The following is a 17034-nucleotide window of genomic DNA, read 5'->3' as shown; positions in this document are numbered from 1 at the left end:
AAGCCCCGTTACCATTGTCGCAACAATGAGGTGCGGACGATGGGCATTGGTCAGGCCGAAACATCGCAGGACGTCAGCAGGCGCCGGGTCTTCTATATTCCCGGCTACGATCCGATTCATCCGCGCCGCTACCGCGAGCTTTACCGCAAGGAGGGCGCCACACAGGCGGCGATCTCCGGCTACGAGATCGGGCTGAAGCCCAAGCGCACCGGCGGGCTCTACGGCTGGCATGTCGAAAGCGTGATGGCGGGGCAGCAGGTCTCGGCGGATGTCGAGGTTCTGGTCTGGTCCGACATCGTGCGCGACAGCATGTCGACCTCCATCCCCGCCACCTACGCACAGCTTGTCCGCACCGCCTGGGAGTATATCGCGTCCGGCGCGCTGTTCCGGTTGATGCGGCTGCGCAAAGGGCCGGTGATTGCTGCGCTTTACCCGATCGGAATGCTCTTGCTGCAATTGGGTTTGGCTCTGCTGGTGGGGTGGGCCGGGTTCGCGCTGATCGCGCAGCTGTCGCCTTGGCGGGGCATCGGGGCAAACGCACTGGGCCTGCTCGTCTGGGGCAGCATCGCCTGGGCGCTGCTGCGCTGGTTCAAGAAGAAGGACGGCAAGCTGTTCGCCTATTACCTGATGCATGACTACGCCTATTCGGCCCGGTTCCGGGGGGCAAACCCGCCCGAGCTGGAGGCGCGCATGGGCGAGTTCGCCGGGATCATCGCCGAGGCGTTGCGCGACGATGTGGACGAGGTGCTGGTGGTCGGACATTCCTCCGGCGCGCATCTGGCGGTCTCGATCCTGGCCGACCTGATCCGCGCGGGACGGGTGCCCGCCGATGGCCCTAAACTGGCGTTCCTGAGCCTTGGGCAAGTGGTGCCTATGGTCTCTTTCCTGCGCGACGCGCACCGGTTGCGGGCTGACCTGCGATACCTCAGCGCGCGCGAGGAACTGACCTGGGTCGACGTGACGGCGCCGGGCGATGGCTGTGCCTTTGCGCTTTGCGATCCGGTCAGCGTTTCGGGTGTGGCGCCAGGGAACAAGCGCTGGCCGCTGGTTTTTTCGGCGCAGTTCACGCGCTCGCTGTCGCCCGAGCGTTGGAAGGAACTGCGGTGGAAGTTCTTTCGCCTGCATTTCCAGTACCTCTGCGCCTTCGACCGACCGTTGGACTACGACTATTTCCAGATCACCGCCGGGCCGGTCAGCCTGGGCACGCGCTATGCGAACCGTCCGCCCTCGGCCAGCCGGATCGACGTGGCGGTGTCGAAATACACGAGCATTGCCGCATGACCCCACCGAAACCGGCGGCGCGGCCTGACCGGGTCTCGCTCTGGCGCTATATCAAGCTCTTCCGGCAGGACATCCTCTCGGCCCAGCCCGCGCGGCTGTACCGGGCCAAGATGGCCGAGTTCCGCACGCCCTTCTTTCGCTCCTACCTGCTGAACCAGCCTGACCTCGTGAAGACGGTGCTCAAGGATCGCCCGATGGATTTCCCGAAATCCGACCGTATCGGCGAGGGGCTGCGGCCCCTGCTGGGCGAGTCCGTCTTCCTGACCAATGGCGAAACCTGGCTGCGGCAAAGGCGCATCATCGACCCGGCCTTCGAGGGCGGGCGCCTGCGTGAGACCTATCCGGCCATGTGGGACGCCGCGCAGGCCGCGCTGGCGCGTCTGACCGCGCGGGCAGGGCAAGAGGTGGAGATCGAGGAGATCACCAGCCACGCGGCGGCGGACGTGATCTTTCGCACCTTGTTTTCCATCCCCATCGAGGACGAGATCGCGCAAGAGGTCTTTCACGAGTTCCGCGCCTACCAGCGCACCCAGCCGATCCTGAACCTGGCCGCCTTCATCCCGGTTCCGCGCTGGATGCCTCGGTTCTTCCGGCGGGACACCAAGGCCGCCGCCCGGCGCATTCGGGGACTCATCACCCGGCTGACCGAGGACCGGCAGGTGGCGATTGCCGCCGGGACCGCGCCCGACGACTTGGCCACCAAGATCATGACGACGCGCGATCCTGAGACGGGCCAGACCTTCAGCGCTCAGGAGATGGTGGACCAGGTGGCGATCTTCTTCCTTGCGGGGCATGAAACCAGCGCCTCGGCCCTGGGCTGGGCGCTGTACCTCATGGCGACGCATCCCGAGTGGCAGGAGAAGGTGGCCGAAGAGGCCCAGGTGCTGACGACCTGCGATTTCGCCGACATCTCGAAACTGCGGATCAGCCGCGACGTCTTCCGCGAGGCGTTGCGCCTCTACCCGCCGGTGCCGATGATGGTGCGCGAAACCACCTGCCCGGAACGGTTCAGGGATCGCGACATCCCGCAAGGCGCGCAGATGGTGCTCAGCCCCTGGCACCTGCACCGTCACGAGGGGCTGTGGGACAACCCCGACGGTTTCGATCCCGCCCGCTGGCAGACCGAGAACGGCAAGCGCTGCGGGCGTGAGGCCTACATGCCCTTTTCCGCCGGGCCGCGCGTCTGTACCGGGGCCGGTTTCGCGATGGTCGAGGGCGTTTTGCTGCTCTCGTTGATCCTGCGCGACCTGCGGGTGACGCCGGTCGCGGGCCGCGAACCGGTGCCCGAGGCGCATCTGACCGTGCGGTCGCGTGACGGGATCTGGCTGCATGTGACGCGGCGCTGAGGCGGAATACCGGCGAAATCCCGTCTGTGCGTCGCAGTTAGCGATAACCCTTGTCGCGGCCACTATACCCACCGCACGGCCTGCGCTATCGAAGCGGCAAACGCCTTTCTTCTCATCACACGAGGATTTCATGGGACAGGACGCCGCCACCTTTGCCAAACAGGTCGACCAGATGCGCACCGGAGCCGGTTTCATCGCCGCGCTGGACCAGTCCGGGGGCTCTACGCCCAAGGCGCTGCGTCTCTACGGCGTGACCGAGGACATGTATGACGGCGAAGACGCCATGTTCGGCGAGATCCACGAGATGCGCAGCCGAATCATCACGGCCCCGGATTTCACCAATGCCAAGGTCATCGGCGCCATCCTGTTCGAACGCACAATGCGCGGCGAGGTCGAGGGCCGGCCAACGCCGCAGGCGCTCTGGGACGTGCGCGGCATCGTGCCCTTCCTGAAGATCGACAAGGGGCTGGAAGACAAGGCGAACGGCGTCCAGCTGATGAAGCCGATCCCGGGCGTCGAGGAGACCCTGAAAGAGGCCGCCGAGTTCGGCATCTTCGGCACCAAGGAACGGTCCGTCATCCACGAGGCGAACCCCGAGGGCATCAAGGCCATCGTCGCTCAGCAGTTCGAGCTGGGCATGACCGTGCTGGCCGCGGGCCTTGTGCCGATCCTGGAGCCCGAGGTTGACATCAACTCGGCCACCAAGGCCGAGGCCGAGGCACTGCTCAAGGCCGAGATCAAGGCGCATCTCGATCAGCTGGCCGAGGGGCAGGACGTGATGCTGAAACTGACGATCCCGACCGAGGACGGTCTCTATGACGACCTGGCCGACCATCCCCGCGTGATCCGCGTGGTGGCCCTGTCCGGCGGCTATTCCACCGACGAGGCCTGCGAGCGCCTGGCGCGCCAGCCCAAGATGATCGCCTCGTTCAGCCGCGCGCTGGCGGAAGGGCTGACCAAGCAGCTCTCGGATGCCGAGTTCAACGCGGCGCTGGCGGCGAACATCGACAAGATCTACAAGGCTTCCGCCTGATCCACGGCAGTAGCCGACAGTCAAATCAGCCCCGCGTCCACACCGGACGCGGGGCTTTTTGCTGATCTGTCGCGAGTTTTCCGGAAAGCTTTGCCGTGATTTCAGGTGCTTGGCGCCGGACGGGGGTTTTCCACACCTGCGCGGGCCAAGGATTGCCGCCTATCTTGCGTCTCATATTCGACGTTCGGACCAAGGCAGGACGCAACCGCCCCCGGACGGACCAAGGACCCAGGACCAAGCTTTTTAGTCAAAGGAACAAACCCGTGAAAAACTTTGCCAAGATCGCCTTCGCCGCCCTCGCCCTGACCGCCACCTCCGCTGCCGCAGGGCAGGGGGACAAGATCACCGCGATGGGATACGGCCATTCCCAGCAACAGGCCAAGATCGTCACCATCCAGACCTGGACCGCTGCGGCGCATGAAAGCTATGGCTACGCCGACTGGAACACCGCCTATGTCGGCCAGATGGAATGCGTGCAGAACTACGCCAAGAGCACCAACGAAATCACCACCTTCTCGCGTGAGGTGATCCGGGTCGGCGGCGACCAGAGCGCGCCCTGGTCCTGCATCGTGAGCGGCTACCAGGACGTCAAGACCGGCTACAACGGCGGCTATGATGGCTACAAGCCGGCCAAGGGCTACGGCCACAAGGCCCCTGCCTATGGCAGCCACAAGAAAGTGCCGACTTTGGGCTATGGCAGCGGCTATGCCGGTCACGCCGGCGGCTACACCGGGGGCTATGGCGGCGGCTACGGCGGCTCGGCCTACAAGTACTGATTTCGGGCTGGTCCGAGCGCGGCCATCCCCACGTTCCTCCTGGCCGCGCCAGCCCCGAAGACCCCGGTGCTCCCCTCCCGCACCGGGGTCATTTCATGCCTGCCTCATCCGGACGTGCCGCGCCGCCAGTCGGCCAGCGTCTTGCCGGGTTCGTCCACGAAGAGTCCGGGCAAAGGGGTGAGATCGTCGATCCGATCGACCCGCAGGCTTAGGAACCCGCCCTCTGTCTCGTCCCAGCCGACGCAGGTCCAGACCCGGCCGAAGTAATCCAGGTGCAGGGGGCGGATGTCATGGCTCTTGCCGCCGGTACTCACCCGCAGGCGCTGACGGGCGCGGATCGCCGCGCGGATCACCGGCATATGGACAAAACCGCGCGCCGCCTCGGCAAAGGATTCCGTGGCAAAGCCGAAAGGGGCGGGGGCGGGGCCTGCGTCCTCTGGCAGGACCGCCTCGATCTTGGCCGCCAGGGACCGCGCGGCACCGGCCTGTTCCGGCAGGTCGGAAGCCCCCAGCGCGGCCAACGCGAGGTGCAGCGCCTCCAGCTCGTCCTCGGTCAGGTTCAGCGGCGGCAGGGTGATCGCTGCCTGCACCGTATAGCCGTATCCGCGCGCGCCCTCGACGGGCACGCCAGAGGCGGCCAGAACTTCCATGTCGCGGTAGATCGTCCGCACCGAGACCCCCAGGTCCTGGGCCATCGCCTCGGCGGTGTGCAGCTTGCCGTCGCGCAGGCGCTGGGTCAGCGCATATAGCCGGTCCTTGCGGTTCATCCGCCTGCGTCCTTTCCTTTGTCCAACCGGCGAGCGGGGCCGGGATTCGCGCCTGTTGCCCGGTGTCGCGGTGGGCGATTCCGAGCAAGAAGCCGCGTACATACTGACAAAATCCTGACAACTGACAAGCTCATGACAAAACGAGTGCGCGAGCGCGGCGCTTTGGCCCTTTTTCGGGGCTCAAAGTCTATATAGATAGCCGCAGTGGCATTGATGCGCGGAGCCGGTGCGGTCTCCGCCGACCTGAGGAGAGATATCATGGGTATCGGAAACATCGGCCTTCCCGGCCTTCTGCTGATCGCCGTCGTCGTGCTGGTGCTGTTCGGCCGCGGCAAGATCTCGTCGCTGATGGGCGAAGTGGGCAAAGGCATCACCGCCTTCAAGAAAGGCGTGAGCGACGGCCAGCAGGAACTGGAAGACCAGAAGGCGGACGAGGCCAAGGACGTGACCCCCGCCGAGGAAAGCAAAGACAAGGACAAGGTGTAAGCCACCATGTTCGATCTCGGCTTCGGCGAACTGCTGGTCATCGGCATCGTTGCGCTGATCATCGTCGGTCCCAAGGACCTGCCGGTGCTCTTTCGCAACGTGGGCCGGTTCATGGGCAAGGCGCGCGGCATGGCGCGCGAGTTCAGTCGCGCGATGAACGACGCGGCGGATGAATCCGGCATGCGCGACGTGGCCAAGACCTTCAAGACGGCCACCAACCCGGTCAGCAGCGCGATGGACGGCGTCAAGGACGCCGCCAAGTCCATGACCAACCTGGACCCAGACAGCGAGACCGGCAAGCTGGCGAAGGAACGCGACGAGGCCAGGAAGAAGATCGAGGCCAACGCCGCGCGCAAGGCCGCCGAGCGCAAGCAGCGCGAGGCCGAAGAGGCCGCGCGCCGGGCCGAGGAACTGGAGGCCTCTCTGAAGGCTCCCGATGAGGCGGCCGCGCCCAAGGCGGCCCCGGACGAAGGGGACAAACCGGCATGAACAATGCCCAGGACGAGATCGAGGACAGCTCGGCCCCGCTGATCGAGCATCTGGCAGAGCTGCGCACGCGACTGATCCGGTCGGTGGTGGCGCTGCTGATCGGTATCTGCATCTGTTTCATCCCGCTGGGCGGCGATTTCATCGCCGAACACATCCTGCGGTTCCTGCTGGTCCCGATCGAAACGACGCTGCGCGCGCTGGGAGACCCCTCGCCGACGCTGCAATACACCAGCCCGCAGGAATACCTGTTCGTGCTGTTCCGCATCGGTCTGGTCTTTGGCTTCGCGATGGCCTTTCCGGTCATCGCGCACCAGATGTGGCGCTTCGTGGCGCCGGGCCTCTACCGGTCCGAGAAAAGCGCCTTTCTGCCCTTCCTCGTGGCCTCGCCGGTCATGTTCCTGTTGGGGGCAAGCTTTGCGCATTTCGTGGTGACGCCGCTGGCAATGGCCTTTTTCCTGGGGTTCACCGATGCGCCTTCGGTCTTTGCCAACCTCATGTCGGGCACGGTCGACCCTGACGGGATCGCCGCCGCCGTGGTGCCAGAGACGAGCGAAGGGCTGAAGATCACCTTCTTCGGCAAGGTCAACGAGAGCCTGCAAACCTCCCTGGTCTTCATCATGGCCTTCGGCCTGTGCTTTCAGCTGCCGGTTCTCTTGACGCTGATGGGCAAGGCGGGGCTGGTCTCGGCCGATGGTCTTGGCAGCGTGCGCAAATACGCGATGGTCGGCATCCTGGTGCTGGCCGCGCTGGTGACGCCGCCGGACGTGGTCACGCAGGTGATCCTGTTCACGGTGGTCTACGGTCTCTACGAGATCTCGATCATCCTGGTGCGCCGCGTCGAGAAGAAGCGCGAGGCCGACCTGAAAGAACAGGGTCTGTGGTTCGAGGAAGAACCCGACACCGAGAATGATCCGCTGATGGACGAGTTCGACGAAGAAGAATTCGACGAAGGCGAGGGCCGCCAGAAATGAGCGGAAAGAAGGCCAAGAGCACCGCGGCGCTGGAACGCATCGCCGCGGCGCTGGAACGGATGTCGCCGGCACCGCAGGCAGAGCCGGAGTTTGACGGGGCAGAAGCCTTTGTCTGGCATGTAGAGCCGGACCGGCTGGTGCCTGTGCCTCAGGTCAACCGCATCCCGCTGGCGTTGCTGGTGGGGATCGACCGGTCCCGGGACACGCTGCTGGAGAACACCCGCCAGTTCGCCCGTGGCCTGCCGGCCAACAACGCGCTGCTTTGGGGCGCGCGGGGCATGGGCAAGTCGAGCATCGTCAAGGCGATCCACGCCGCCGTCCGCACAGAGGGGCACGACCTGAAACTGGTCGAGTTGCAGCGCGAGGACCTGGCTTCTGTCGGTCGTCTGCTGAACGTGTTGCGGAGCACCGATCATCGCTTTGTGCTGTTCTGCGACGACCTGTCGTTTAGCCATGACGACGAGCACTACAAGAGCCTCAAGGCCGTGCTGGACGGTGGCATCGAGGGACGGCCCGAAAACGTTCTGTTCTATGCCACGTCGAACCGCCGCCACCTGATGCCGCGCGACATGATCGAGAACGAACGGTCCACGGCCATCAACCCGTCGGAGGCGGTCGAGGAAAAGGTGTCGCTGTCGGATCGGTTTGGCCTGTGGCTGGGCTTCCACCCCTGTTCGCAGGACGAGTACCTCGAGATGATCCGGGGCTATTGCGACGCCTATGGTGTCAGCGTGGTCGAGGACGAGCTGCGCGCCGAAGCGGTGGAATGGCAAGCGACGCGCGGGGCGCGGTCTGGCCGGGTGGCCTGGCAGTTCTTTACCGACCTGGCGGGTCGCAAGGGCGTCTCGCTGGGGTGAACTCTAGGCCCCCGGGCGTTCGCCACGGCGTGAGGCGATCCGGGTCAGCGGGCCGAGGTTGAGCCACTCGGGCAAGCGCCGCATCGCCCAGCTGTCTCCCAGAACTTCCAGCCGCCGGGTTTCGACCGCCCGGGAGGGGCTGATGTCTCCGCGCAGCAGATAAATCGCATCCGGCAGCGTGCAGGCGAGGTAGAGGTTCACCTCGCCGCCCGGATCGTCGACACAAAGCTCACAGGTGCCTTTCTGGTTCAGGAACCACCAGAAACGTTTCGAGTCGACCTGGTCGGTCAGGTCGAGCCGGACCAGGCAGCGCCCGGGACCGAAGGCCCCCGGATCGCTGCCGCTTTCCAGCCCCCAGACAAGCAGGCCCAGGTCGATCTCGTGTTCTTTCAGCGCGCGGCGGGTCCAACGCTGGCCCCAGATGCCCAGGGCCTCGACCAGCGGTACGAACTCCTCCCCCGCTTCGGTCAGGCGGTAGCCGGGGCGTTTTTCTCCCATATCGTAGCGTTCGATGACGCCTTCCTCGATCAGCCATTTCAGGCGGGACGACAGCAGCGAGGGGGACATCAGCGGCACACCGCGTTTCAACTCGCTGAAGCGGCGCGGACCGGCGGCGAGATCGCGGACGATCAGCGCGTTCCAGCGCTCGCAAAAAAGCTCCGCCGCCTTGGCGACCGGACAGAACTGGCCGTAGGATTTCACGCCGGCCCCCGTTGCTACAGATCTTGAACTATACCGCATGGGCCTCCGTGCGTCACCTTCAGGGGACAAGCCAACAGCCTTGGAGGACGGACCATGACCACATCCACTGCTGCGGCCGGACAAGTTTCGACATCGGCCGCCGAAATCTACGACGCCTTCTTTGTCCCGGCCCTGTTTGGCGCCTGGGCCGGGCCGCTCTGTGACGCTGCGGGAATCGAGGCGGGCAACCGCGTGCTGGATGTCGCCTGCGGCACCGGAGCGACAACCCGAGAGGCGGCGCACCGGGCCGGCGACCGGGGGCAGGTCACCGGGCTTGACCGCAATGACGGCATGATTGCCGTGGCCCGCCGGAACGAGGCCGGCATCACCTGGGTCGAAGGCCCTGCCGAGGACCTGCCCTTTGCGCCGGAAAGTCTAGACGTGGTGTTGTGCCAGTTCGGCCTGATGTTCCTTGACGACCGGGTGGCGGCGATCGGTGAAATGCGGCGGGTGCTGCGTCCCGGCGGCAGGATTGCCCTGTCGGTCTGGGACCGTGTCGCCAACTCGCCGGGCTATGCCGCCATGATCGCGCTCATCGACGAGATGTTCGGTGCCGATGCCGCCGGGGCGCTGCGCGCGCCTTTTGTGCTTGGCGACATGGCGGCGGTCAGGGAGGTGCTCGAGGCCGGCGGGCTGGGCGGGGCGCATGTCACCACCTTGACCGGCACAGCGCGTTTTGCCTCGATCCGCGACTGGGTGCGCACGGATGTCAGGGGATGGACCCTGTCGGAGTTCATCGATGACGCGGGGTTCGAGGCCCTGGTGACAGCGGCAGAACAGCGCCTGGCGAGATTTGTCGGCGGTGACGGCAGCGTGGCGTTTCCGGCGCCCGCGCATATCGCGGTCTGGACCAAAGGACCGCAGTCCGCCTGAGTCCGGGGGGCAAACGGACCGGCCCCGTCGCAAGGCGACGGGGCCAATACTATGCTTGCGGGATCAGCGCAGGTAGGACATCGGGTCCGCGCTGTCGAGACCCTGGCGCACTTCGAAGTGCAGGAAGCCGACCTCGCCCGGGGCGACGCGCGCGATCTGCTGTCCACGGCTGACGGAATCGCCCACGTTCACGCTGATGTCCGCGACGTTCAGGTAGACCGTGTTCACGTTGTCCGGGTGACGGACGATGATGAAGCTGGAGCCGTTGGTCTTTTTCGACACGCTGATGACCGATCCGGCGGCGGCGGCCGAAACCGGCGTGCCGGGCGAGGCGCTGATGTCGATGCCAGGGTTCGAGCCGGGATTGTATTCGCGGATGATCGAGCCGGAGACCGGCATGGTCATGCTGCCCTTGGCCTTGGCCTTGTTCTGGCCGATGTCGGCCACGGGTTCTTCGGGCTTGGGCGTCGGGTCGGCGGTGCCGCGCGGTTTCGGTGTCTCCGCGGGCAGCGGCGCCGCAGCCGAGGGCGGCACCGGCGTTGGAGACCCCGATCCCGGGGGCGTGGTCGCGGGGGCGCTGCTGCGCGGCTCCGTCGGCTTGGCGACGGGGATCAGCAGGTACTGGCCTTCGCGGATCGCGAAATCCCGGTCCAGCCCGTTCCATTCCGACAGGGCGCGCGGCGACACGTTGTAGAGCCGGGCGATGGTAAAGGCGGTTTCGCCACGCGCGACCTTGTGCCGGACGGGTTCGACGCCGGTTTGCGGGTCGGCTGAGCGGCGCGAGGTGTCCGGGGCGCCGTCGATCGCGTTGGAGGCCAGGGTGGTCACGTCCACGCTGGACGGCGGACGGATCGGGCCGGTGGTGGTGGCGCCGGTCGCGGGCGAGGGTTCCGCCACGCGGCGGGGCAGGGCGATGATCTCGCCCCGGCGCAACGGATCGTTCGGACGGATGCCGTTGTACCGGCCCAGCTCATCGGCCGGCAGTCCGATGCGGGCGGCCACGTCGGCCAATGTATCGCCCCGCTGGGCCACGGCGACCTGGTAGCTGGGGTAGGAAATGATGCCGCGATTGTCCGGTTCCGGCCGGGCGGTTGTCGCCTTGAGCGCGGCATCGGTGGTGTCGACGCCACCGCCGATCCCGCCGCGCAGGTCGAAATCGAGCCCGTCGGAACAGGCGGAAAGCAGGGCAACAAGGGCAAGAGCCGTCATGGGGCGGGAGGCAAGTGTCATCTCGATATCCTCACATGCACCCCTTGTCTCCGGGGCGTCACAGGTTGGCGGCGCCTGTCCGACACCACACCGGGCGGTCAGTCCTTGCCAAGCCCTTCGACCAGGGGAACGAAACGCACCGGACGCATCTCGTGATACTCGTACCCACTGTCCGTCCGCGTCACGCGGATCAGGCTTTGCACGGCGTCGGACTGGCCCACCGGCACGACCATGATACCGCCAATCTTCAGTTGCGCCAATAGGGGGCCGGGCGGGTCTTCGGCGGCTGCGGTCACAATAATGCGGTCAAAAGGCGCCTGGTCGGGCAATCCGAAAGAGCCATCGGCGGTGAAAGCGGTGATGTTGGTCAGTTCCAGCGCCTCGAAGACCTGGCGCGCGGCGTGGACCAGCCGCCGGTGCCGGTCGACCGTGTAGACCCGCCGTGCCAGCTGCGACAGGATCGCCGCCTGGTAGCCCGATCCGGTGCCCACCTCCAGCACCTTGTCGCGCGGCCCGATCTTCAGCGCCTGGGTCATCAGGCCCACGACGGAGGGCTGAGAGATGGTCTGACCGCAGGCAATGGGCAGGGGCATGTCGTCATAGGCGCGGTCGGTGAAATAGCCCTGGATGAAACGCCCGCGGTCGATGCTTTCCATTGCGTTCAGCACGGCTTTGTCCGTCACGCCCTTCGAGCGCAGCGCAAAGAGGAATTGCATCTTGGCTTCGGCGTCGAAGCTCATGAAAAGGCGTCTTTCAGGCTGTTCAGCGCTGCGTGGTCGGTCAGGTCGGCCAGCATCGGCGTGACCGTGATCCAGCCCTTGAGGTTCATGTCCGCGTCGGTGCCGCTGTCGGTCGCGGCCCGCTGGTCGCCGCCGCGTACCCAGAGGAACCGCCGGCCGGACGGCGAATGCGTCGCCTCGACCGAAAAGCGGGTGTCGCGGCGCAGGCCCTGCGGCGCGACGGTGGTGCCCGCCACGTCAGCGGCTGGGACCGGCGGAAAGTTCACGTTGTAGAAACGGCGATAGCCGCCCGCGTGGGCGGGATCGGCGGCCAGGATGGCACGCACCGTGGCGGCGCCATGTTTTGCCGAGGCTTCGAAGGGATTGTCGGCCTGGGCATTGGCGGGGCCGTAATATTGCGACAGGGCAATGGCGGGCAGGCCCTGGAGTGCGGCCTCCATCGCGCCGCCCAGCGTTCCGGAATAAAGCGCGTTCTCGGCAGAGTTGTTGCCCCGGTTCACCCCCGACAGCACCAGGTCCGGCGCATTGTCCTTCAGCACGTCGTGCAACCCGGCCAGCACGCAGTCTGCCGGGCTGCCTTCTGCGGCGAAGGTACGTTCGTCCAGTTGGGCGATCATCGTCGGGTGGCTGTAGGATATGCAATGCGCCACGCCCGATTGTTCAAAGGCGGGGGCCACGGTCCAGACCTCGCCCGATGGCCCGGCCAACTCGGCGGCGATGTCGGAAAGAACCTTGAGACCCGGCGCGTTGATGCCGTCGTCGTTGGTGATGAGAATGCGCATGAAAGGCGTGCCCGTGCTGATTTGTTCTTCTCTAGGGGCTGGGGCGCCTGCGTTGCAACCCTATCATGGGCGCTGAGGTCCGGCACCTCGGGGGCGAGGTGCCGAAGCCACGGATTGTCAGGCGAGTGCGGCCAGCAGGCGCGCGGCCTCTGCCTCTGGCGTGGCCAGGGCGTCGCGGTTTTCACCGGGATGGAACCGGGCGCGTACGGCGGTGGCCATCGGGCGCGGTTCCAGCACATGGACACGGGGGCCGGTGCGTTCGGATTCCGCCGCCCAGCTGCGGGCCAGGGCGATCTGCGCGGCCTTTGTGGTGCCATAGAGACCGTAGAATTTCTGTCCCTTCACCGGATCGTCGAAGAACAGCGCCTGGCCGGTCTCGCCCAGCAGGGGGGCCACGAAAGGCACCAGGTGGCCCATCGCGTCGGCATTGGTGGCCAGCGATTTCTGCCATTCCTTCGGGTCGATATGGACCGCCGGGGTCAGCGCACTGGCATGAACCGCCGTATGTGCCCAGAGCGCCAGCGTGCCCTCGCCCTCGGGCGTCTCGGGCGACCAGCGGTCATGGATCGAGCGGCAGAGGTGGGCCATCGCGTCGCGGTCGGTGACATCCATCGGCGCCAGGGTGGCCTGGCCGCCCTTTGCCTTGATGCGGTCATCGAGCTCTTCGAGCCCGCCGACGGTGCGGGCCACGGCGATGATGTGAAAATCGGGCGCAAGCGCCTCTGCCAGGGCAAAGCCCAGGCCACGAGAGGCGCCGGTGATGAGGGCGAGCTTGGTCATGTCAGGCCATGTGCCGGGCTTTCGCGGGCGCGTCAAGCGCGGCGCGTTGCCTCAATCCGCGGCCAGGTGGGGGCGGATGTCGTCGCCGCAGGCAGCGTAGATCTCCAGCAGGTCGTCAAAGGAAATCCCCTGGGCCTGCGCCTCGGCCAGCGGGCCGTCTGTCGCCGTCACCTGCGGGCGCTGCGCCGGGTCGGGCAGGGTCAGGGTGACCGCGCTATCGGCCTCGTCCTCAAACAGGGGAAGGGCGTTGGCCAATAGCCCCTCGGCGGGGCCGAAGGGCTGGTCCGGGTTATCGACCGTGGCCAGATAGGCGCGAAACACCGGTTCGGGCACCTCGACCCAGGGACCGAAGGAGAACACGTCGTCGCTGCCACGCAGGGGCAGGGTCAGCACCGCGCGCAGGAAATAGCGCGCCCCGATGCGGCAGAACTCCGGCCCCAGCCGGTCGTCCCCGATTTCAAGGTCGTCCTCATCCGGGCGCGGCCCGTGCGGCCAGTCGTCCGGCGCGTCGAACCCGATGTCGTAGATGCCGGAAAACTGTCGCCCGCAGCAGGGGCAGGCCCGGTCGGGGTCATTGAAACGGCGCCAGCGGCTGTCGAGGGCAAGAAGGGTCATGGCTCTGGTGTGCGGCGCTTTGCCGGGGTGGTCAAGAGGCTGGGCAGCCAGTCCGCCTTGCGGCATGCTGGTGGCATGGGAAAGACTGGAGAGTGACGATGCTGAAACGGAGTCTGATGGTCTGTGCCTTGCTGGTGCCGGGGACCCTGGCGGCGGATGAGATCTCGGGCAACTGGTGCGCGCCGGACGGGCAGATGCTGACCATCAAGGGTAGCCGGGTGGTCGCCCCCTCGGGGATCGAGACCGATGGCCAATACAGCCGCCATCGCTATCAGTTCGTCATGCCCGAGGGAGGGCACGACGCGGGCGTGACCGTCGTGATCCGGCAATTGTCGGAGGAAGAGGCGCTGGTCAGTTTCGGCGAAGGCGCGCCCGTCAGCTGGACGCGCTGTCGCGACGTGACCAGCTGACCTTATTGCGCGACGGGCTGGGTCAGCCAGCGGGTCTTGCCCTGTTGCAGCAGGGCGATGCGGCCATCCTCGATAGCCACGATCGGGTCGCGGCCGATCTTGTCACCGGCTTTCAGCGTGACGACCTTGCCTCGTGAGGTCCGCACAAGGGCCTTGCGGGCCTCGCCGCCGCCGAAGGTGCCCAAGAGGATCAGCTTGTCGAGGTTGCCCGTCGCGGGCGTGGTGGCCGCCGCGATGACGGCCTGCGGTGTTGCGGTTTCCTGTGCCATGTCCTGGTTCCGTTTTGAACAGATCAGGGGCCATACTGCGGTGCAGCATCAGGGGGAAGAGCGGCACACTGGCATGTGCGGAGGCCTGCCGGTGCGGCCTCCGTCCTGGGCGCTTTTCCGCTATCGCGGGGTGCAGGCGAAGGCGGCTATTCCGCCGCCTTCATCTGAAAGCCCTTTTCGATCATGTCCGCCGGTTCCACCGGGTATTCCCCCGAGAAACAGGCGTCACAGTATTGCGGGCACTTGGTGTCGCGGCCTTCGGCCTCGCCCACGGCGCGGTAGAGACCGTCGAGCGAGATGAATTTCAGGCTGTCGACGCCCAGGTGGGCGCACATCTCGTCCTCGGACATGGTGGCGGCCAGCAGCTTTTCGCGCTGGGGCGTGTCCACGCCGTAGAAACAGGGCCAGGCGGTCGGCGGGCTGGCGATGCGGAAATGCACCTCGGCGGCGCCGGCGTCCAGGATCATTTCCTTGATCTTGCGGCTGGTGGTGCCGCGCACGACGGAATCGTCCACGAGGATCACCCTCTTGCCCTTGATCAGCGCGCGGTTGACGTTGAGTTTCAGCCGCACACCCATGTTGCGGATCTGCTCTGTCGGCTCGATGAAGGTGCGGCCCATGTACTGGTTGCGCACGATGCCCATGCCGTAGGGAATGCCGCTTTCATGGGCGAAACCGATGGCGGCGGGGGTGCCGCTGTCGGGCACCGGGCAGACCAGGTCCGCGTCAACCGGCGCCTCTCGGGCCAGTTCCACGCCGATCTGGCGGCGGGTTTCGTAGACGGACCGGCCGCCGATGATCGAATCGGGGCGCGAGAAATAGACATGTTCGAAGATGCAAAACCGCGGTTTCGCCGGGCGGAAGGGGCGCGACGATTCCACGCCCTTCTCGGCGGTGATGACCACCATTTCGCCCGGTTCGATCTCGCGTACGAATTCGGCGCCGATGATGTCCAGCGCGCAGGTTTCGGACGACAGGCACCAGCCGTCGCCCACCTTGCCCAGAACCAGCGGGCGCACACCCAGCGGGTCGCGTACGCCGATCAGCTTGGTCCGGGTCATGGCAACGACGCTGAAGGCGCCTTCGACACGGCGCAGCGCGTCTTCCATCCGGGCCGGGATGTCTCGTTGCAGGGACCGGGCCATCAAGTGGATGATGCATTCGCTGTCCGAGGAGGACTGGAAGATCGAGCCACGCTCGATCAGCTCGCGCCGCAGGGCCTCGGCATTGGTGATGTTGCCGTTATGGGCAATCGCCGCACCGCCCATGCTGAATTCGCCGAAGAAGGGCTGCACGTCGCGGATCTGGGTCTGGCCCTTCGAGCCGGCGGTGGAATAGCGGACGTGGCCGATGGCGAGCTGGCCGGGTAGCGTTTCCATCAACGAGGCGCGGGTGAAGTTGTCGCGCACGTAGCCGAAGCGCCGGGCAGAGTTGAACCCGTGGTCGGGGTGGTGCGAGACGATGCCGCCCGCCTCCTGTCCCCGGTGCTGCAGGGCGTGCAGGCCGAGCGCGACGAAGTTGGCGGCGTCGGTCACACCGACCACGCCGAAGATACCGCATTCCTCTTTCAGCTTGTCGCCATCGTCCGGATCGCGGACGGCGTCGAAATCGAAAGGATGTGCCGGTGGGAAAATAGGGTCGGACAAGAGCAGCTCCGAATCCGCTTCGCATTTGCAGCATTACTTAGTCGCCAGCGCGCCGAATGTCACGAAACGATTACAAGAGGTTTCGCAGCCTCGGCCTTGGGCGGCGGCGCAGACCCGCTCAAAGGGCCGGTTGCACAACCTCTGCGTCTCTTTTGGCCTGGGGCTATTCTTTCGATGGTTGCATGATCCCGCCCCGGGACCCTTTGCTGCCCCGTTTTGCATCCTGCAAACAGGATGGAGGCAGCCGAATGTCGGCACCACGCGCCTTTTTGCGGGCTCTGCCAACTACAGGCGAGCCGGGGAACAGATTGGGGGTGATTTCGGGGCTCAGGTCAGGGCGCTTCGCAGACGCTGACCAGTTGTTCGTACTGCGCGGTGATCCAGCCAAGCGCTTGCTCGGGGTTCTGTTCCTCGATCTGGTCGGTGAACTGGGCAAAGACCGCCGCCGACCGCGAGTCGTTGATCATCGGAATATCCTGCGAGGTGATCACCACTTCGTAGACGAAGAAGGCGATGGCAACCAGCAGGATGCCGCGCGCCACGCCGAAGAGAAAGCCAAGCGCCTGGTCCAGCCCGCCAAGCGCAGACCGCTTGATGAGCGAGGAAAACAGCGGCGTGAACAGCGACACGACCACAAGCGCCAGGGTAAAGATGGCGGCAAAGCTGGCGATCACCGCCAGTTCGCAGCTGTCGGCCAGGAATTCGCCGATGACCGGGATCTCCTTGACCAGCGGTTGCAGTTGATCGGCAAAGAGAAAGGCCACGATGGCGGCGGCGACCCAGCCCAGGATCGCCATCGTCTCGCGCACCAGGCCACGGGAATAGGCCAGCAACGCCGAAAGCAGGATGACGACGCCCACCACGCCATCGACGATTGTAAAGCCTTCCATCTGCCGCGTCCGCCTCTTCTGCTCGGGCCCTCTGGCCACTTTGTCGTGACTGTTACCGTGGTTTCCCCCGGTC

Annotated in this window: 20 protein-coding genes; 10 read left to right on the top strand and 10 right to left on the bottom strand. The window is 66.0% G+C overall.

Annotated elements, in window-relative coordinates:
* Positions 1 to 39: 39 nt before the first annotated feature.
* From G9Q80_RS09815 to G9Q80_RS09800, 4 genes are all read left to right on the top strand, one after another.
* Positions 40 to 1281, top strand: a complete 1242-nt coding sequence (locus G9Q80_RS09815) for a hypothetical protein (protein ID WP_088714994.1) — start codon at positions 40 to 42, stop codon at positions 1279 to 1281.
* A complete protein-coding gene (locus G9Q80_RS09810; RefSeq protein ID WP_088714993.1) occupies positions 1278 to 2627 on the top strand; it encodes a cytochrome P450 in 1350 nt (449 codons plus the stop codon). Before G9Q80_RS09815 ends, G9Q80_RS09810 begins: the two co-directional genes overlap by 4 nt.
* Before the next feature lie 130 nt (positions 2628 to 2757).
* Positions 2758 to 3660, top strand: coding sequence for a fructose bisphosphate aldolase (locus G9Q80_RS09805; protein WP_043139727.1), 903 nt, complete (start codon positions 2758 to 2760; stop codon positions 3658 to 3660).
* A 263-nt stretch (positions 3661 to 3923) separates the two neighbouring features.
* Positions 3924 to 4436: a hypothetical protein gene (locus G9Q80_RS09800; protein WP_043139725.1), complete on the top strand. Its 513-nt coding sequence runs from the start codon at positions 3924 to 3926 to the stop codon at positions 4434 to 4436.
* A gap of 104 nt (positions 4437 to 4540) precedes the next feature.
* On the opposite strand, the gene G9Q80_RS09795 is transcribed toward G9Q80_RS09800, so the two are convergent.
* Positions 4541 to 5203, bottom strand: coding sequence for a helix-turn-helix transcriptional regulator (locus tag G9Q80_RS09795; protein WP_043139723.1), 663 nt, complete (start codon positions 5201 to 5203; stop codon positions 4541 to 4543).
* Positions 5204 to 5461: 258 nt separating this feature from the next.
* Between G9Q80_RS09795 and tatA the strand changes: the two genes are divergently transcribed.
* The 4 genes from tatA to G9Q80_RS09775 are packed head-to-tail and all read left to right on the top strand — an operon-like array spanning position 5462 to position 8006.
* Positions 5462 to 5689, top strand: coding sequence for a twin-arginine translocase TatA/TatE family subunit (tatA, locus tag G9Q80_RS09790; protein WP_043139721.1), 228 nt, complete (start codon positions 5462 to 5464; stop codon positions 5687 to 5689).
* A 6-nt stretch (positions 5690 to 5695) separates the two neighbouring features.
* Positions 5696 to 6178 (top strand): Sec-independent protein translocase protein TatB, encoded by a 483-nt coding sequence (gene tatB, locus G9Q80_RS09785; protein ID WP_043139719.1) that lies wholly within the window; start codon positions 5696 to 5698, stop codon positions 6176 to 6178.
* A complete protein-coding gene (gene tatC, locus G9Q80_RS09780; RefSeq protein ID WP_043139717.1) occupies positions 6175 to 7149 on the top strand; it encodes a twin-arginine translocase subunit TatC in 975 nt (324 codons plus the stop codon). The genes tatB and tatC overlap by 4 nt, the downstream gene beginning before the upstream one ends.
* Positions 7146 to 8006 carry an ATP-binding protein gene (locus tag G9Q80_RS09775; RefSeq protein WP_088714992.1) on the top strand — a complete coding sequence of 287 codons (861 nt, stop codon included), beginning with the start codon at positions 7146 to 7148 and terminating at the stop codon, positions 8004 to 8006. Before tatC ends, G9Q80_RS09775 begins: the two co-directional genes overlap by 4 nt.
* Before the next feature lie 3 nt (positions 8007 to 8009).
* Here G9Q80_RS09775 and G9Q80_RS09770 read toward each other — a convergent pair whose 3' ends face one another.
* Positions 8010 to 8708 carry a winged helix-turn-helix transcriptional regulator gene (locus G9Q80_RS09770; protein WP_069211503.1) on the bottom strand — a complete coding sequence of 233 codons (699 nt, stop codon included), beginning with the start codon at positions 8706 to 8708 and terminating at the stop codon, positions 8010 to 8012.
* A gap of 93 nt (positions 8709 to 8801) precedes the next feature.
* On the opposite strand from G9Q80_RS09770, the gene G9Q80_RS09765 reads away from it, so the two are divergent.
* Positions 8802 to 9620, top strand: a complete 819-nt coding sequence (locus G9Q80_RS09765; protein WP_088714991.1) for a class I SAM-dependent methyltransferase — start codon at positions 8802 to 8804, stop codon at positions 9618 to 9620.
* A 63-nt stretch (positions 9621 to 9683) separates the two neighbouring features.
* On the opposite strand, the gene G9Q80_RS09760 is transcribed toward G9Q80_RS09765, so the two are convergent.
* From G9Q80_RS09760 to G9Q80_RS09740, 5 genes are all read right to left on the bottom strand, one after another.
* Complete coding sequence (locus G9Q80_RS09760) at positions 9684 to 10850, bottom strand: peptidoglycan DD-metalloendopeptidase family protein (protein WP_088714990.1); 1167 nt, start codon at positions 10848 to 10850, stop codon at positions 9684 to 9686.
* A gap of 77 nt (positions 10851 to 10927) precedes the next feature.
* Positions 10928 to 11569: a protein-L-isoaspartate(D-aspartate) O-methyltransferase gene (locus G9Q80_RS09755; protein WP_043139704.1), complete on the bottom strand. Its 642-nt coding sequence runs from the start codon at positions 11567 to 11569 to the stop codon at positions 10928 to 10930.
* Positions 11566 to 12351, bottom strand: coding sequence for a 5'/3'-nucleotidase SurE (gene surE, locus G9Q80_RS09750; RefSeq protein WP_069211501.1), 786 nt, complete (start codon positions 12349 to 12351; stop codon positions 11566 to 11568). Before surE ends, G9Q80_RS09755 begins: the two co-directional genes overlap by 4 nt.
* Before the next feature lie 117 nt (positions 12352 to 12468).
* Complete coding sequence (locus G9Q80_RS09745) at positions 12469 to 13131, bottom strand: SDR family NAD(P)-dependent oxidoreductase (RefSeq protein WP_043139699.1); 663 nt, start codon at positions 13129 to 13131, stop codon at positions 12469 to 12471.
* Between the two features lie 51 nt (positions 13132 to 13182).
* The gene (locus tag G9Q80_RS09740; RefSeq protein WP_157903820.1) at positions 13183 to 13746 is read right to left on the bottom strand and encodes a DUF2199 domain-containing protein; all 564 of its coding nucleotides are present in this window, start codon (positions 13744 to 13746) and stop codon (positions 13183 to 13185) included.
* A gap of 98 nt (positions 13747 to 13844) precedes the next feature.
* Between G9Q80_RS09740 and G9Q80_RS09735 the strand changes: the two genes are divergently transcribed.
* On the top strand, positions 13845 to 14156 hold the full coding sequence (locus tag G9Q80_RS09735; RefSeq protein ID WP_088714988.1) for a hypothetical protein: 312 nt from the start codon (positions 13845 to 13847) through the stop codon (positions 14154 to 14156).
* A gap of 2 nt (positions 14157 to 14158) precedes the next feature.
* On the opposite strand, the gene G9Q80_RS09730 is transcribed toward G9Q80_RS09735, so the two are convergent.
* The 3 genes from G9Q80_RS09730 to G9Q80_RS09720 all read right to left on the bottom strand — a co-directional run bounded on the left by G9Q80_RS09730 (position 14159) and on the right by G9Q80_RS09720 (position 16961).
* Positions 14159 to 14425, bottom strand: a complete 267-nt coding sequence (locus G9Q80_RS09730) for a hypothetical protein (protein WP_052244376.1) — start codon at positions 14423 to 14425, stop codon at positions 14159 to 14161.
* Between the two features lie 146 nt (positions 14426 to 14571).
* On the bottom strand, positions 14572 to 16071 hold the full coding sequence (gene purF, locus G9Q80_RS09725; protein WP_209037479.1) for an amidophosphoribosyltransferase: 1500 nt from the start codon (positions 16069 to 16071) through the stop codon (positions 14572 to 14574).
* A 332-nt stretch (positions 16072 to 16403) separates the two neighbouring features.
* A complete protein-coding gene (locus tag G9Q80_RS09720) occupies positions 16404 to 16961 on the bottom strand; it encodes a CvpA family protein (protein ID WP_069211497.1) in 558 nt (185 codons plus the stop codon).
* Positions 16962 to 17034: the final 73 nt, after the last annotated feature.

Source organism: Mameliella sp. LZ-28 (assembly GCF_012274245.1).
Taxonomy (GTDB): domain Bacteria; phylum Pseudomonadota; class Alphaproteobacteria; order Rhodobacterales; family Rhodobacteraceae; genus Antarctobacter; species Antarctobacter albus.
The sequence above is the reverse complement of the archived record's forward strand: the minus strand, read 5'-3'. Positions and strand labels throughout refer to the sequence as shown.